The organism is Kushneria aurantia DSM 21353 (genome assembly GCF_000382245.1).
Lineage (GTDB): Bacteria > Pseudomonadota > Gammaproteobacteria > Pseudomonadales > Halomonadaceae > Kushneria > Kushneria aurantia.
This window is the reverse complement of the sequence record NZ_KB907884.1, coordinates 1-16,301: the sequence shown is the minus strand read 5'-3', so window position 1 is coordinate 16,301 and position 16,301 is coordinate 1. Positions and strand designations below refer to the sequence as shown.

Annotated in this window: 15 protein-coding genes and 1 other RNA gene; 9 read left to right on the top strand and 7 right to left on the bottom strand. The window is 62.8% G+C overall.

All coding sequences use genetic code 11. From position 1 onward, the window contains the following. The first annotated feature begins 159 nt into the window (after positions 1 to 159). The 4 genes from H146_RS0114155 to H146_RS0114140 are packed head-to-tail and all read left to right on the top strand — an operon-like array spanning position 160 to position 5,428. Entirely contained in the window at positions 160 to 666 is a 507-nt protein-coding gene (locus H146_RS0114155) for a formate dehydrogenase subunit gamma (RefSeq protein WP_019952542.1), read from the top strand. Beyond that, positions 666 to 2,228 carry a formate dehydrogenase beta subunit gene (locus tag H146_RS0114150; RefSeq protein ID WP_019952541.1) on the top strand — a complete coding sequence of 521 codons (1,563 nt, stop codon included), beginning with the start codon at positions 666 to 668 and terminating at the stop codon, positions 2,226 to 2,228. The genes H146_RS0114155 and H146_RS0114150 overlap by 1 nt, the downstream gene beginning before the upstream one ends. Continuing rightward, a complete protein-coding gene (gene fdhF / locus H146_RS0114145) occupies positions 2,228 to 5,131 on the top strand; it encodes a formate dehydrogenase subunit alpha (protein WP_019952540.1) in 2,904 nt (967 codons plus the stop codon). Before H146_RS0114150 ends, fdhF begins: the two co-directional genes overlap by 1 nt. 33 nt (positions 5,132 to 5,164) lie before the next feature. Next, complete coding sequence (locus H146_RS0114140; protein WP_019952539.1) at positions 5,165 to 5,428, top strand: formate dehydrogenase subunit delta; 264 nt, start codon at positions 5,165 to 5,167, stop codon at positions 5,426 to 5,428. Positions 5,429 to 5,587: 159 nt separating this feature from the next. Here H146_RS0114140 and H146_RS0114135 read toward each other — a convergent pair whose 3' ends face one another. The 4 genes from H146_RS0114135 to grpE form a co-directional block, all read right to left on the bottom strand. Next, positions 5,588 to 5,992, bottom strand: a complete 405-nt coding sequence (locus H146_RS0114135; protein ID WP_019952538.1) for an Ohr family peroxiredoxin — start codon at positions 5,990 to 5,992, stop codon at positions 5,588 to 5,590. Positions 5,993 to 6,134: 142 nt separating this feature from the next. Continuing rightward, positions 6,135 to 7,280, bottom strand: coding sequence for a molecular chaperone DnaJ (dnaJ, locus tag H146_RS0114130; RefSeq protein ID WP_019952537.1), 1,146 nt, complete (start codon positions 7,278 to 7,280; stop codon positions 6,135 to 6,137). 90 nt (positions 7,281 to 7,370) lie between these two features. Next, the gene (gene dnaK, locus H146_RS0114125) at positions 7,371 to 9,296 is read right to left on the bottom strand and encodes a molecular chaperone DnaK (RefSeq protein ID WP_019952536.1); all 1,926 of its coding nucleotides are present in this window, start codon (positions 9,294 to 9,296) and stop codon (positions 7,371 to 7,373) included. Between the two features lie 143 nt (positions 9,297 to 9,439). Further along, positions 9,440 to 10,066 (bottom strand): nucleotide exchange factor GrpE, encoded by a 627-nt coding sequence (gene grpE, locus H146_RS0114120; protein WP_019952535.1) that lies wholly within the window; start codon positions 10,064 to 10,066, stop codon positions 9,440 to 9,442. A 270-nt stretch (positions 10,067 to 10,336) separates the two neighbouring features. Between grpE and recN the strand changes: the two genes are divergently transcribed. After that, complete coding sequence (gene recN, locus H146_RS0114115; protein WP_019952534.1) at positions 10,337 to 12,010, top strand: DNA repair protein RecN; 1,674 nt, start codon at positions 10,337 to 10,339, stop codon at positions 12,008 to 12,010. A gap of 97 nt (positions 12,011 to 12,107) precedes the next feature. Here the strand turns inward: recN and fur are convergent, their stop codons facing one another. Next, positions 12,108 to 12,578 carry a ferric iron uptake transcriptional regulator gene (fur, locus tag H146_RS0114110; protein ID WP_019952533.1) on the bottom strand — a complete coding sequence of 157 codons (471 nt, stop codon included), beginning with the start codon at positions 12,576 to 12,578 and terminating at the stop codon, positions 12,108 to 12,110. A gap of 73 nt (positions 12,579 to 12,651) precedes the next feature. Between fur and H146_RS19470 the strand changes: the two genes are divergently transcribed. Then, a complete protein-coding gene (locus H146_RS19470) occupies positions 12,652 to 13,068 on the top strand; it encodes an outer membrane protein assembly factor BamE (protein WP_019952532.1) in 417 nt (138 codons plus the stop codon). Positions 13,069 to 13,073: 5 nt separating this feature from the next. Here the strand turns inward: H146_RS19470 and H146_RS0114100 are convergent, their stop codons facing one another. Together H146_RS0114100 and H146_RS0114095 are read right to left on the bottom strand one after the other, a co-directional pair. Next, entirely contained in the window at positions 13,074 to 13,376 is a 303-nt protein-coding gene (locus tag H146_RS0114100; RefSeq protein ID WP_019952531.1) for an RnfH family protein, read from the bottom strand. Beyond that, positions 13,376 to 13,810, bottom strand: a complete 435-nt coding sequence (locus H146_RS0114095; protein WP_019952530.1) for a type II toxin-antitoxin system RatA family toxin — start codon at positions 13,808 to 13,810, stop codon at positions 13,376 to 13,378. The genes H146_RS0114100 and H146_RS0114095 overlap by 1 nt, the downstream gene beginning before the upstream one ends. 166 nt (positions 13,811 to 13,976) lie before the next feature. Between H146_RS0114095 and smpB the strand changes: the two genes are divergently transcribed. From smpB to H146_RS0114080, 3 genes are all read left to right on the top strand, one after another. After that, complete coding sequence (gene smpB / locus H146_RS0114090) at positions 13,977 to 14,453, top strand: SsrA-binding protein SmpB (RefSeq protein ID WP_019952529.1); 477 nt, start codon at positions 13,977 to 13,979, stop codon at positions 14,451 to 14,453. 109 nt (positions 14,454 to 14,562) lie between these two features. After that, positions 14,563 to 14,944: a transfer-messenger RNA gene (gene ssrA, locus H146_RS20820) on the top strand. A gap of 343 nt (positions 14,945 to 15,287) precedes the next feature. After that, on the top strand, positions 15,288 to 15,878 hold the full coding sequence (locus H146_RS0114080) for a Yip1 family protein (RefSeq protein WP_019952527.1): 591 nt from the start codon (positions 15,288 to 15,290) through the stop codon (positions 15,876 to 15,878). Positions 15,879 to 16,301: the final 423 nt, after the last annotated feature.

Sequence of the window (16,301 nt, the reverse complement as noted above, 5' to 3'; positions counted from 1 at the left end):
CAAATGCGCCACCGAGAAAGCGACTGTTCGACCTGAACACGAACAGTCCACAACAAGAAGAGGTCAGGCACCAGAATGCCTGTAAGCCCCCTGGCCGAGAACCACTGACTCGCCGCGCGAGCAGCGCTGACACCCAACGACCTGATGAGACCCCGGGCCATGTCACACGCCACCCCGCACGCCGCCGACGGCTGGACGCCGGCACAGATACAGGACGTGATCGACGCCCACCGTTCACGGCCGGGCGCCATGCTGCCGACCCTGCACGCCATCCAGGCGCGCTTCGGGTTCATCCCCGCAGCGGCGATCCCGCAGGTCGCCGAAGCGCTGCGCCACACCCGCGCCGAAGTGCACGGCATCATCAGCTTCTATCACCACTTTCGCACCCATCCGCCGGGGCGTCACGTGCTGCAGATCTGCCGCGCCGAGGCGTGCCAGGCGGTGGGCAGCCGCCGCCTCGAAGCCCACGTCAAATCGACGCTGGGGATCGACTATCATCAGACCACGACGGATCGCGAATTTACCCTCGAGCCGGTCTACTGCCTCGGCAACTGCGCCTGCGGCCCGTCGATTCGCGTCGATGACGACATTCACGGCCGCATGACGCCGGCTGCCTTCGACGAACTGGCCGATGAACTGAGCGCCACCGTGGTGGAGGTGCAGTAATGGCGATCACTCTTTATGTACCGCGCGATACCACCGCGCTGTCGCTGGGTGCCGACCGGGTTGCGCAGCGCCTGGAGCGCGCCGCCGCCGCTCGCTCGGTGGAGATCAGACTGGTACGCAACGGCTCGCGCGGGCTCTTCTTCGTGGAGCCGCTGGTGGAGGTGGAAACCGCCGCGGGCCGCCTCGCCTACGGCCCCGTGACGCCCGGTGATGTCGACGCACTGGTCGAGGCCGGCCTGTTCGAGGGGCGCAGCGATCATCCGCTGGCGCTGGGGCCCACCGAGGCGATGCCCTATCTTGCCCGCCAGCAGCGCCTGACCTTCGCACGCATCGGCATCACCGACCCCACCTCGCTTGACGACTACACCGCGCTGCGCGGTTTCGAAGGGCTGCAGAAGGCGCTGGCGCTGGATGGCCAGGCGGTCGTCGACGAGATCACCGCCTCCGGGCTGCGCGGCCGCGGCGGCGCCGCCTTCCCCACCGGCATCAAGTGGCAGACCGTGCACGACCAGCCGCCGGGGCAGAAATACATCGTCTGCAACGCCGACGAGGGCGACTCCGGTACCTTCGCCGACCGGCTGGTGATGGAGTGCGACCCCTTCATGCTGATCGAGGGGATGACCATCGCCGGCCTCGCGGTGGGCGCCACTCAGGGCTACATCTACCTGCGCTCGGAGTATCCACTGGCCCACGCCATTCTCGATGAGGCGATCGAGCGTGCCGTGGCGGCGGGCTATCTGGGCCACAATATGCTCGGCTCCGGCCGCGACTTTCATCTCGAAGTGCGCCTCGGCGCCGGTGCCTACATCTGCGGCGAGGAGACCTCGCTACTGGAGAGCCTCGAGGGGCGTCGCGGGCTGGTGCGCGCCAAGCCGCCGCTGCCCGCCATCGAGGGGCTTTTCGGCCGCCCCACGGTGGTCAACAACGTGCTGTCGCTGGCCGCCGTGCCCTTCATTCTCGACCGCGGCGGCAGCGCCTACGCCGACTACGGCATGGGCCGCTCGCGCGGCACGGTGGCGCTCCAGCTGGCCGGCAACGTCAAGTACGGCGGACTGGTGGAGCTGGCCTTCGGCACCACCCTGCGCGAGCTGATGGAAGGCTTCGGTGGCGGCACCCGCAGCGGCCGACCGCTGCGCGCGGTACAGGTGGGCGGTCCGCTGGGCGCCTATCTGCCGGAGAGCCAATGGGACAACCCCATCGACTACGAAGGCTTCGCCGCCTTCGGCGGCGTGGTCGGCCACGGTGGCGTGGTAATGTTCGACGACAGCGTCGACATGGGCGACCAGGCGCGTTTCGCGATGGAGTTCTGTGCCGTCGAGTCGTGCGGCAAGTGCACCCCCTGCCGCATCGGCGCGGTACGCGGAGTGGAGGTGATCGACCGCATTCGCACCGGCGAAGCGGCAGATCAAAACCTCGCCCTGCTGAGCGACCTGTGCGATACCATGGTCGATGGCTCGCTGTGCGCCATGGGGGGCATGGCGCCCTTCCCGGTGCAGAGCGTCATGCAGCACTTCGCCGATGATCTGACCCCTCGACAAGCCGCCACGGCGGGAGGCAGCTGATGCTGGACTTTTTCGACCCCAGAACGAGCGATCCCAAAAGCTTCGACCCGACCCTTTATCAGCGCGACCTGGGCACCCCGGCGCGCGAGTCCGAAAGCGCGGTGGCGCTGACCATCGACGGCGTCGAGGTACGCGTGCCGGCCGGCACCTCGGTGATGCGCGCCGCGGCGCTGGCGGGCATTACCATTCCCAAACTGTGCGCCTCGGACAACCTCGAAGCGTTCGGCTCCTGCCGTCTCTGTGCGGTGGAGATCGAGGGCAAGCGCGGCCTGCCGGCGTCCTGCACCACGCCGGTCGGCGAAGGCATGGCGGTCACCACCCAGAACGCAAGGCTTGCGAAACTGCGCCGCAACGTCATGGAGCTCTACATCTCCGACCATCCGCTGGACTGCCTGACCTGCCCCGCCAACGGCGACTGTGAGCTGCAGGACATGGCTGGCGCAGTGGGACTGCGCGAGGTGCGCTACGGCTTCGAAGGCGCCAACCACCTGGACGCCGAGATCGACGACTCCAACCCCTACTTCAGTTTCGACCCCAGCAAGTGCATCGTCTGCTCGCGCTGCGTGCGTGCCTGCAACGAGGTGCAGGGCACCTTTGCGCTGACCATCGAGGGGCGCGGCTTCGAATCGAAGGTCGCCGCCGGCCAGAGCGAACCCTTCATGGACTCCGACTGCGTCTCCTGCGGCGCCTGTGTGCAGGCCTGCCCCACCTCAACGCTGATGGAGAAGAGCGTCATCGACGAGGGTGTACCCGAGCACAGCGTGGTGACGACCTGCGCCTACTGCGGCGTGGGCTGCTCTTTCGAGGCGCAGATGAAGGGCGACAAGCTGATCCGCATGGTGCCGTACAAGGGCGGCGACGCCAATCACGGCCACTCCTGCGTCAAGGGTCGCTTCGCCTTCGGCTACGCCACCCACAAGGACCGCATTCGCGAGCCGATGATTCGCGACGCCATCGACCAGCCGTGGCGGGCGGTATCGTGGCAGGAGGCGATCGACTTCGCCGCCAGCCGCCTGAAGAGCATTCAGGCGGAGCACGGCCGCGACAGCATCGGCGGTATCACCTCGTCGCGCTGCACCAACGAGGAGACCTATCTGGTCCAGAAGCTGATCCGCGCCGCCTTCGGCAACAACAACACCGACACCTGCGCGCGCGTCTGCCACTCGCCCACCGGCTACGGTCTCAAGACCACCCTGGGCGAGTCCGCCGGCACCCAGACCTTCGACTCGGTGATGAAGGCCGACACCATCCTGGTGATCGGCGCCAACCCCACCGATGCCCACCCGGTATTCGCCTCGCAGATGAAGCGTCGTCTGCGCCAGGGAGCGACCCTGATCGTCGCCGATCCGCGCCGTATCGACCTGCTCGCCACCCCCCACGGCGGCCGGGCCCTGCATCTGCCGCTCAGGCCCGGCACCAACGTGGCGCTGGTCAACGCCCTCGCCCATGTGGTGATCAGCGAAGGGCTGGAGGATCACGACTTCATCGCGCGGCGCTGCGAGGGCGACGCCTATCACAAATGGCGCGATTTCATCAGCGAGATACGCCACGCTCCGGAAGCGGTGGAAGCGATCACCGGCGTGCCCGCCGAGCAGCTGCGCGAGGCCGCCCGCGCCTACGCCAGCGCCGCTAACGGCGCCATCTACTACGGCCTCGGCGTCACCGAGCACAGCCAGGGCTCGACCATGGTGATGGGCATCGCCAACCTCGCCATGGCCACCGGCAACATCGGCCGCGAAGGGGTCGGCGTCAATCCGCTGCGCGGTCAAAACAACGTTCAGGGCTCCTGCGACATGGGCTCCTTTCCCCACGAGCTGCCGGGCTATCAGCACGTCGCCGACCCCGCCGTGCGCCAGCGCTTCGAAGCGGTATGGAATACGACCCTCGACGACGAGCCGGGGCTGCGCATTCCCAACATGTTCGACGCCGCCGTCGCCGGCACCTTCCGGGCGCTCTATGTGCAGGGCGAGGACATCGCCCAGTCCGACCCCAATACCCAGCATGTGGAGGCGGCGCTGTCGGCGCTGGACTGCCTGATCGTGCAGGATATCTTTCTCAACGAGACGGCCAAGTACGCCCATGTGCTGCTGCCCGGCGCGACCTTCCTCGAAAAAAACGGCACCTTCACCAACGCCGAACGGCGCATCAATCGGGTACGCCGGGTGATGCCGCCGGTGGCCGGCAAGGAGGACTGGGAGGTCACCCAGGATCTCGCCAACGCGCTGGGCTACCCGATGCATTATCAGCATCCATCCGAGATCATGGACGAGATCGCACAGCTGACGCCCAGCTTCACCGGGGTCAGCTATCAGCGCCTCGAACAGCTGGGCAGCATTCAGTGGCCCTGCAACGACGCCTTTCCCGGCGGCACCCCGACCATGCACGAGATCGACTTCCCGATCGGCAAGGGGCACTTCGCCATCACCGAGTACGTGGCCACCGAGGAGCGCACCAGCCGGCACTATCCGCTGCTTTTGACCACCGGGCGCATTCTGAGTCAGTACAACGTCGGCGCGCAGACGCGGCGCACCGCCAACAGCGCCTGGCACGCCGAGGATGTGCTGGAGATTCATCCCGCCGATGCCGACGACCGCGGCCTGCGCGACGGCGACTGGCTGGGCATTCGCAGCCGGGTGGGCCACACGGTGCTACGCTGCCGGGTCAGCGAGCGCATGGCCCCGGGAGTGGTCTACACCACCTTCCACCACCCCGGCAGCGGGGCCAACGTGATCACCACCGACAACTCCGACTGGGCCACCAACTGCCCGGAGTACAAGGTAACGGCGGTACAGGTGGAGAAGGTGACGCAGCCATCCGCCTGGCAGCGCCATTTCCATCGGTTCGACGCCCAGCAGCAGCGTCATCTGGAAGGGGCCGACGAGTCGCCAGCGGCGCTCAAGTGAGCGCCGCTGGCGGGCCTGCATGGAGAGATCGACATGAACGACGAGAAGACATCGCTGGTCAAGATGGTCAACCAGATCAGCCTCAACAACGCTCACCACGCCAGCGACGAAGCGGCGGCGGAAGTCGTCGCTACCCATCTTCGCAAGTTCTGGGCACGCCGCATGAAGCAGCAGATCATCGCCTATCTGGAAGCCGACGGCGGTGAACTGACACCCGTCTCGCAACTGGCGGTGGCGCGGTTGGCCACGATGTCGGGAACAGTGCGCGACTGGGAAGAGACCTCGGATGCGGGATAAGTGGTAGGTATCCGACAGACCCGAGCATGAAAAACCGGCCTTGCGCCGGTTTTTGTAGCCGGAGCGCCATTCGGTTTACCCCTCCCGAGCGCGCAGAAACGCCTCCACCAGCGCCAGGATCGCGGAAAGAACAGGTGCATCGCCACGCCACTCTCCGCTTTACTGTCCTTTCACCTCGATATCGACGCGGATGTTGCCACGCACTGCCTTCGAGTAAGGACACATCTGATGGGCATTTTCGATCAGCGCCTCCGCCTCTTTCTGCGGCAGGGCCACTTCGGCGGTCAGCTTCACCACCAGGTTGTAGTCATGATTTTCGGCGTCGAGCGCGACGTGACCCGCCACCGGAATATCATCGAGCTGATAGCCCTGCTGCTTTGCCACGCCCATGGCGGCACTGGCAAAGCAGGCGGCATAACCGGCGGCGAAAAGCTGTTCCGGGTTGGTAGCGCGCTTACCGGCACCGGGCATGGCCAGCTCGAGATCCAGCACGCCGTCATCGCTGCGGGCGTGGCCGCGGCGACCGCCGGAGACGTTAACGGTGGTTTCATACATGGTTGACATATTGCACTCCTGTGCGGGTCTGCTTCGCCTCAAGCGTAGACGTCGCGCGCCGGGCTGTCGCCACTGGAACGGGACCTGCGGCTTCAAAACATAAAAAACCCTGCCGCGGCAGGGTTTTGAAGCGCACCGGTGGGCACACCGGTCAGGGACGCATGTCGTCGAAGAACTTCTTCACGCCGTCGAACCAGTTGCTCTTGCGCGGTGAATGACGAGTACCGGTATCGTCAAGGCTCTGCTGGAAGCGACGCAGCAGCTCCTTCTGCTCTTCGTTGAGGTTGACCGGAGTCTCCAGCACCACCTTGCACATCAGATCGCCCGGCGCACCGCCGCGCACCGGCTTGACGCCCTTGCCACGCAGGCGAAAGAGCTTGCCGGTCTGGGTTTCGGTGGGAATGCGCAGCTTGACCCGACCGTCCAGCGTCGGCACTTCCAGCTCGCCGCCCAGGGTGGCGTCAACGAAATTGATCGGCACCTCGCAGTAAAGATCGCGACCGTCACGCTCGAAGATGGCGTGTGCCTTGATCGCCACCTGCACGTAGAGATCGCCCGCCGGGCCGCCGTTGACGCCGGCTTCACCCTCGCCGTTGAGACGAATGCGATCGCCGGTATCGACGCCGGCCGGAATCTTCACCGACAGGGTGCGGCTCTCCTGCACGCGGCCTTCGCCATGGCACTTGCGACACGGAGTGTCGACCGTTTCGCCCTGGCCGTGACAGGTCGGGCAGGTCTGCTGAACAGCAAAGAAGCCCTGCTGCATACGCACCTGGCCCATGCCGTTACAGGTCGCACAGGTGTGTTTGCTGGTGCCGGGCTCAGCGCTATCGCCGTGGCAGCGGTCACACTCGACCAGCCGCGGCACGCGAATATCGACGTTGGTACCGGCGACGGCTTCCTCGAGTTCGATCTCGAGGTTATAGCGCAGGTCACTGCCGCGCATCGCACCACCGGGACCGCGGCGTCCGCCGGCGCCACCGAAGATGTCGCCGAACACGTCGCCGAAAATATCGCTGAAGCCGCCGGCACCGGCGCCACCGCCGAAACCGCCGCCGCCACCGGCCTGGCCGTCAACGCCGGCGTGGCCGAACTGATCATAGGCGGCACGCTTTTGCTGATCGCTCAGTACTTCGTAGGCATCGGAAACTTCACGAAATTTTTCCGCCGCGCTGTCGTCGTCCGGGTTACGGTCAGGATGATATTTCTGGGCCAGCCGGCGGTAGGCTCGCTTGATGTCCTTTTCATCGGCGCTGCGGTCGACGCCCAGCACCTCGTAGTAGTCTTTTTTCGCCATGGTGGCGGGCCTCCTCTCGGATCATCGAACATCCGCAAAAACGACGCGGGAGCCGGGCCCCCGCGTCGCGCGCTTCAGACGGTGGCCGTCTTACTGCTTTTTGCGGTCGTCGTTGACTTCCTCGTAGTCGGCATCGACCACATCGTCCTCACCTTTCTGGCTCTGCGGCTGCTCTTCCTGACCCGGCTGCTCTTCGCTCTGCTCGGCGTACATCTTCTGTGCCAGGTTACCAGAGGCCTCGGTGAGGGCATCAAGCTTCGACTGGATCAGCTCCTGATCGTCACCCTTGCTCGCCTCTTCGAGCTCGCTGATGGCCGTCTCGATGCTCTGACGCTCCTCGTCGGTGGCCTTGTCGCCGGCCTCTTCGAGGGTCTTGCGCGTAGCGTGGATCATGCCGTCAGCCTGGTTACGCAGCTGCACCAGCTCTTCGAACTTCTTGTCCTCGGCCTCGTGCGCCTCGGCGTCCTGGACCATCTGATCGATCTCTTCGTCGGAGAGGCCACCGGAGGACTTGATCTCGATCGACTGCTCCTTGTTGGTCGCCTTGTCCTTGGCCGAGACGTTGAGAATGCCGTTGGCGTCGAGGTCGAAAGCCACCTCGATCTGCGGCACACCGCGCGGCGCCGGCGGAATGTCGGAAAGATCGAAACGACCCAGCGACTTGTTCTGACCCGACTGCTTTCGCTCCCCCTGAAGAACGTGAATGGTCACGGCCGTCTGGTTGTCCTCGGCGGTCGAGAAGGTCTGCGTCTTCTTGGTCGGGATGGTGGTGTTTTTCTCGATCAGCGGCGTCATCACCCCGCCCATGGTTTCGATACCCAGCGTCAGCGGCGTCACGTCGAGCAGCAGCACGTCCTTGACGTCGCCGCCCAGCACGCCCCCCTGGATCGCCGCGCCCATGGCGACAGCTTCATCCGGGTTAACGTCCTTGCGCGCATCCTTGCCGAAGAACTCGGAAACCTTCTGCTGAACCAGCGGCATGCGGGTCTGACCACCCACCAGAATGACATCGTCAATCTTGTTGTTGGAGAGACCGGCATCCTCCATCGCGGTCTTGCAGGGGCCCAGCGAACGCTGCACCAGATCCTCGACCAGCGACTCCAGCTTGGCGCGGGTGACCTTGACGGCCATGTGCTTGGGACCGGCCTGATCCGCTGTGATATAGGGCAGGTTGACTTCGGTCTGCTGCGCCGAGGAGAGCTCGATCTTGGCCTTCTCGGCAGCTTCCTTGAGACGCTGCATGGCCAGCGAGTCGCCGGACAGGTCGATGCCCGAGTCGTTCTTGAACTGCTGGACGAGATAGTCGATCAGCTTGAGGTCGAAGTCCTCACCGCCCAGGAAGGTGTCACCGTTGGTGGCCAGCACCTCGAACTGCTTCTCACCGTCGACGTCGGCCACTTCAATGATGGAAATATCGAAAGTGCCGCCGCCAAGGTCATAGACCGCGATGGTACGATCACCGCCGCTGCGATCCATGCCATAGGCCAGCGCCGCCGCGGTGGGTTCGTTGATGATGCGCTTGACCTCGAGACCGGCGATACGACCGGCATCCTTGGTGGCCTGACGCTGAGAATCGTTGAAGTAGGCCGGCACGGTGATAACCGCTTCGGTCACTTCGTCACCGAGGTAATCCTCGGCGGTCTTTTTCATCTTTTTGAGAACTTCGGCACTGACCTGCGGCGGTGCCATCTTCTGGTCGTTGACCTGCACCCAGGCATCGCCGTTGTCGGCTTCAACGATGCTGTAGGGCACCATCTTGATGTCTTTCTGGACGACATCGTCCTTGAACTTGCGGCCGATCAGGCGCTTGACCGCATAAAGCGTGTTGTGAGGATTGGTGACCGCCTGACGCTTGGCCGCCTGCCCCACCAGGGTTTCGCCATCATCGGTATAGCCGATGATCGAAGGCGTCGTGCGTGCGCCTTCGGCGTTTTCGATCACGCGAGTCTTGTCACCATCGAGCACGGCCACACAGGAGTTGGTCGTCCCCAGGTCAATACCAATAATGCGTCCCATAATCTCACCTCGATAATTCTTTCAGGAATCGAAAAGCGCTTTTGTTCAGCAATGTCGCTGCGCGGATGTCGGCTAATGTGTGGGCATAACGCTGCTTTTCAAGGCCCCGACCGATATCCGCTTACTGTCCCGGGATGGCGACCCTACTCGGACGCCTTCGTCACCACCACCATGGCAGGACGTATCAGTCGACCGTTGAGGGTGTAGCCCTTCTGCATCACTTCCATGACGGTATTGGGCGTCATCTCGGGGTTGGGCACCATCGTCATCGCTTCGTGATACTGCGGGTCGAAGGTCTCGCCGTGGGGATCGATCTGCTCGACGCCGAACTTTTCCAGCACGTCAAGCTGCAGCTTGAGGGTCATCGACACCCCTTCACGGTGGGTCTCGCTGACCTCCTCCATGCTCTCGAGCCCCTTTTCAAGGCTGTCGACCACCGGCAGCAGCTCCTTGACGAACTTCTCGAGGGCGAATTTCTTCGCCTTGTCGGCATCCTGCTCGGCACGGCGGCGGGCGTTCTGCGCCTCGGCAGCGGTACGCATCTGCTGCTCTTTCGCCTGCTCCAGCTCCTGCTCGAGCTCAGCCACCCGAGCGGCCAGCACATCCGCCTCCGGATCGCCGGCGCTCAATACACCCTCATCGTCCTCCTGCAGCGCCTCGCCGATATTCTCGACGTTGTCAGCGTCGTCACCTTCAACGGGCTGCGGCTCGGCATCGCGCTCTGCGCGCTCGAGCTCTTCATCGATCGGATTGTTCGGCTTGTTGGCCATAATCCCACTCCTGACAGTGCTGTCGGCTGTTTCCGATGGCAGCGGTGGCGAGCCAGGCATAACGCGACCCGGCAACGCTCCTCCGCCTGAATAACTGTCTAACCAGATGGGGCACCAACGGCACAATCTCAAGGCGCCAGGTCACCAATTTGACGGCGACAGGTATTGAAGCGGCGGCAAGAGCACTGTATAAAAAGACACATCCTGTATAAAAAGCCAGTCTGTTATCCACTCGATCCACTTTGTCGCACAACGCCAACGGGAGTGGCCATGCTGTCTCAACTCGCCATCAGCAACTACGCCATCGTCGAGCATCTCGAACTCGACTTCCGCCAGGGCATGACCGCCATTACCGGCGAGACCGGAGCGGGCAAGTCGATTCTGCTCGATGCCCTGTCACTCTGCCTCGGCGAGCGCGCCGACGCCGACAGCGTGCGCCACGGTGCCAAACGGGCCGAGCTTTCGGCACGCTTCGAAGTCGCCGATCTACCCGAGGCGCGCGCCTGGCTGGAAAGCCGTGACATTGATAACGGCGAATGCCTGGTGCGCCGCTCGGTGAGCGCCGGCGGTCGCTCGAAGGCGTGGATCAACGGTGTCTCGGTCACCCTTGCCGACCTGAAAGCGCTCAGCGAGCACCTGATCGATATTCACGGCCAGCACGCCCACCAGACGCTGATGCGCGAAGAGACGCATCTGCGCTTACTGGATGACTTCGCCGGCCACAGCGACAGCGTGGCGCAGCTGATGGACCTCTACCGGCAGTGGCAACAGGTCAGCCGTCGCCTGAAAAAGGCGCGCGACAGCGGTGACGAACAGCAGGCGCGGCGCCAGCTGCTGCGCTATCAGGTCGAAGAGCTCGACAGCCTGGCGCTCGGCAACGAGGAACTGGAGGAGCTGGAACAGGAGCAGACCCGGCTGGCCAACGCCGAAGAGCTGATCAGCGAGGCGCAGTTTGCCGCCGACTGCTGCGATCATGACGAAGAGGGCGCCCTGACCCGTCTCGCCCGCGCCAGCCAGCGTCTCGAACAGCTACCCGGCAGTGACAGCGGGCGACTGGCCGATATCCTCGCGATGCTTGGCGAAGCACGCATTCAACTCGAGGAGGCGGGCCGTGAGCTGCACCATTATGTCGAAGGCACCGAACTCGACCCCGAACGCCTGCAGCAGGTCGAGTCACGGCTGGCGGAAGTTCACCGCATCGCGCGCAAGCATCATGTGCTGCCCGAAGAGGTCACGGCGCTGCATCGCCGGCTGCGTGACGAGCTGAGCGAGCTGGAGGGTGGCGAAGAGAGCCTCGAAATGCTGGTCAGGGAAACCGAGCAGGCGCGGGATGCCTGGCGCGCCCTGGCCCGCGAAGTATCGCAGCGACGCACCGAAGCGGCAACGCGCATGGGCGCCGAGGTGCAGGCGCAGCTCGCCTTTCTGGGCATGGACAAGGCCGGTTTCACCGTCGAGGTCGCGCGCCGCGACAGCGCCCAGCCCGATGGCGCCGATCGGGTCAGCTTCCTGATGAGCGCCAACCCGGGACAACCGGCACGGGCGCTGACGAAGGTCGCCTCCGGCGGCGAACTCTCCCGCGTCAGTCTCGCCATTCAGGTTGTCGCGGCGCAGCACAGCACCATTCCCACCCTCGTTTTCGACGAAGTGGATGTGGGCATCTCCGGCGCTACCGCCGAGATTGTCGGCCAGCTGCTGCGTCAGCTGGGCGGCCACGGCCAGATCCTGTGCGTCACCCATCTGCCGCAGGTGGCCGCACAGGGGCATCAGCACCTGCATATCGAAAAGCAGGCCGGCGAGGAGACCACGCACACCAGCATGGCGCTGCTCGACGAGAGCGGCCGAGTGCGCGAGCTGGCCCGCATGCTGGGCGGGGTCCATCTCTCGGAACGCACCCTGGCACATGCCAGGGAGATGCTGGATACCAGCCAGCGCGCGCCGCACTGACGCGCTCTCGCGGCAGGGTACCCAACGCAAAACGCCGCGGCACTGACCGCGGCGCTGTCATATCGATTCCCCGAAGAGCTGAGGGCTGGCTTACCCTTCAGCGGCGACCATTACCGCCGCCTGTGCCACCACCACCCTCCTGGCGGGTGGCATTCGAGCCCTTGGGGCGCACATAAAGCACCAGGGCGTGATCGACCAGCTCGAAACCGCGCTCTTCGGCCAGTTCGCGCTGACGACGCTCGATATCGTGATCAAAAAACTCCACCACTTCACCGCTCTCCAGACAGAGCATATGATCGTGGTGCTCCTCCTGCGACATCTCGAAGACCGCATGACCACCGTCGAAGTTGTGGCGCACCACCAGGCCCGCTGATTCGAACTGCGTGAGCACACGATATACCGTGGCCAGACCGACATCCTCGCCGGAGTCGAGCAGCGCCTTGTAGACATCCTCGGCGCTCATGTGCAGATCCTCTTCGCGAGTCGCCTCGAGGATCTGAAGGATTTTTACGCGCGGCAGCGTGACTTTCAGCCCCGCCTTGCGTAATTCCTGATTTCTATCGGCCATGGTAGCTCTTCGCAGTCTCTGGATGTATCGGGTATGATCGATCAAGGCAAACGATAGGGAAAGTCCCAGGCAAATGCAAAACACGTTCAAGCTTATTATTTTTTCTTTTATGCTCAGCCTGTTAGCCGCGTGCGTCTATAAACGCGATCTGACCCAGGGCAATCTGATCACCGAAGATATGGTGTCGCAGTTACAGCCGGGCATGAGCCGTCAGCAGGTCGTTGGCGTCATGGGCAGCCCGCTTCTTAGAGATGCCTTCGACGCGGCGAACTGGGACTACGTATATTGGCACGAAGCAGCCGATGGCGATATTACCGAAAAGCAGGTATCGCTTACTTTCCGGGGCGATCGCCTGTCCAATATCGCCACCCAGGGCAATATCGAGGCGCAGGTCGAGGGCTCCGACGGCGCCGCACCCTCCTCGGCGGGTGCCAGAGCCATGCCGCCTCCGGGCTTTGAGGACAACAACTTCGAACCCATTGGCGAATAAAACCTCTAATCGCGCCGCGCTCTGGCTCGGCGCGCCTGCATGGGGTCGATCTGCAGAGGGCGGTAAATCTCGATACGATCACCGTCCTTGACCGGATAGCATCGAGGCGACGTCAATCGAGTGCCGAAAACGCCCACTGACAGCGCCTCGATCGCGATGCCCGTCAATGCCGTAACCTCGTTGCACAACCCGGAAGCTTCAATGGCCTGAACGGCACTGGCACCGTCATCCAAAACGACCTCAACCAGACGCTGGCAATCAGGGTCAGCCCAGGCAACCTCGCAGACGACCTTTCGCCGATCGCTCATCAGCGCCCATACACCTCGTCGGCACGTTTGACGAAGGCACTGACGAGCTGCCCGGCAATCTGGCTGAACAGCTTGCCAAACGCCATACCCAGCAAGCGGCTGGAGAACTCGAACTCAAGGTGCAGCTCGACGCGGCAGGAACCCTCATCCACTGACACAAAACGCCAGTAGCCCTCAAAGCGGCGAAAGGGACCGCTGGCCAGCGAAAGATCGATACGATCGGGAGGATGCAGATCATTACGGGTACGAAAGGTCTGTTCGACCCCACCCTTGCCCAGTGTCAACTCGCCGACAAGATAGCTTTCCCCCTGCTCTACGGTGTGCGCCCGTCGACAGTTGGGCAGAAACTCCGGATAGCGCTCGAAGTCATTAACCAGATCGAACATTTGTCGATCGGTGTGGCGCACCATCGCATTGCGATCAACGGTGGGCATTGCCATCTCCCATGACAGCGGCAGCCGCGGCGGCTACCCTGTTTACTTTTGTCTGTGGACCTGTCCTGCAAGTCCCTGAATGATAACACGCTGCTCCCTGTACCCGAGTAGCGCAAGTGAATGTAACGGCCTCTGTAACCACTACAGTCAAGGAGACGGCAACCCGATGGGCAAAAAGAAACAGCAGCCCTCCGGCAATCTGATCGCTCAGAATCGCAAGGCGCGCCACGAATATCACATCGAGGAGACCTTCGAAGCGGGTCTGGCGCTGGCGGGCTGGGAGGTCAAGAGTCTGCGCGCCGGCAAGGCCCAGTTGACCGATACCTATATTCTGGTGCGTCGTGGTGAGGCCTGGCTACTGGGCTCGCACTTCACGCCGCTGAGCACCGCCAGCACACATGCCATAGCGGAGCCCGACCGCACGCGCAAATTGCTGCTGCACAAAAAGGAGATCGCCAAAATCTTCTCGCGCACCCAGGACAAGGGCCATACCTGCGTGCCACTGCGCCTTTACTGGAAGAAGCACATGGTCAAATGTGAGCTGGCGTTGGTGACCGGTAAGCAGAAGCACGACAAGCGCGAGACAGAGAAGCGCCGCGACTGGGAGCGCCAGAAAGCGCGCGTCATGCGCGAACAGCGCTAGATAGACCTCCGCCGCGGCCAGGGACTGCCCCGCCTGAACACCTGAATGAAGGTTGTGTGACATCGGCGATTGGTATTGCGGCGCCATACTGCTAGAATCTACAGGCTATGGGGGCGTTATGGATTCGACGCCGGTTGCAGATCCTGAGGTGCATGCCGAGAGCGTAACGTATCTCGTAAATACCACGTTACTTTAAAATAGTCGCAAACGACGAAAACTATGCTCAAGAGGGCGCGCTGGCAGCATAAACCCTGCTGGTAACCTTCTTACCCCGAAGCGATGTGCCTGTTCATCGTAACGGGGCGACGAGCCAAAGCTGACAGGATCGCGTTCGGTGTTGTTCTCGCATCGTGCGCTAAAACAAAGAGAAATCGCAGCATCGGATCCTGCCCGTCGGAGCCGATGCGGCTAAACCAGAAGACGGACCTAAGCATGTAGAGCTGATGGACGAGTGCCGGCGGACGGGGGTTCAACTCCCCCCGCCTCCACCACATCCCGCAAAGGCCGCTGATCCATCAGCGGCTTTTTTATGTTCATTGTTCAGCACCAGGCCACCTGATCGGCTACCGCCATTACCACTACCGACACCTCGTGAAAAGACGTCTATCATTGCAATGAGACGACTTGAAAGATAACTTCAGTTATCGGAAAACGGCCTATAGGAAAACGCTGAATAAATCGCCGAGCGAGATGAAGCGCAAGGCGCATGGAACACAGAACACGAGACATAACATGGGGTTAGGCGAGTGTTCGAGTACCACGCAACGCAGCGATTCGCTAGCGCAGGCATTTATGCAGCGTTTCCATAGCACTGGTACGGATAGGGAGATCACCATGCTACATCACGTCTGGGGACTGCTTGCCCATCCTCGTCAGGAGTGGCGAGAAATCTACGGCGAGGAAGAGACCGTCACCCAAATGTATATGCGTCATGTGCTGATACTGGCAGCGGTACCCGTGATCTGCGCCTTTATCGGCACGACTACCGTTGGCTGGCATTTCGGCGGCAACGAGAGGATTCCGTTGACGGCGGTCAGCGCGCTACAGCTGGCCGTAGTGTTTTACCTGGCGATTATCGGCGCCGTCGGACTGATGGGCTACGTAATCTACCGCATGGCGAAACGCTACACCTCGCCGCCGGGGATAAAACGCTGCATCATCTTCGCCGGCTATGTAGCCACTCCCATCATGCTGGCAGGCATCGTGGCACTTTACCCGCTGATCTGGCTGTGCCTGCTGGCGGGCATTATAGGGCTGTGCTATTCGGCCTGGCTGCTTTACCTGGGGGTTCCCGGTTTCCTGGATATCACGCGCGGCGAAAGCTTTTATGTCTCCAGCCTGACTTTTGCCATCGGCGTGCTGGTACTGGAAGCGCTATTGGCGGTCACCGTGCTGCTATGGGGATACGGCACCCACCTTGTGTAAACCGGCTTTACTGCCTCCATGTGCCGCTGAGCACATCATACAGACGATAAAGAGCTGCCCCGCAGGCGCCACGGGCGAGCGCAGAAGTAAAAGCAATGCGCCTCTTATCCAATGCGCAAATTATTCGAAGCGATCGAGTAGGAGGGGGAGTTGCCTCCCCCGTCCTCTCACACCACCGGGCAAACGGATCCGTACCACGGCGGTTCCTGTCCCCCATTATTGTTGGGCTGAGCTTCGTTCCGCTGAATTCGCCCACCTGTGCGCTCTGAGCGCTTCGACAGTCTTTGGGCTTCCGGCCCGCCATACAGTTATCGAGAGCCCTCCGGGGAGGCTTCTGCTCGTACACATCAGAGAGCGGTCAACTGTCCACTCGTGACAGGTTCAGCCCTTCAGCTCCTGGTTAGAGAGCCTACTATGGCCTCT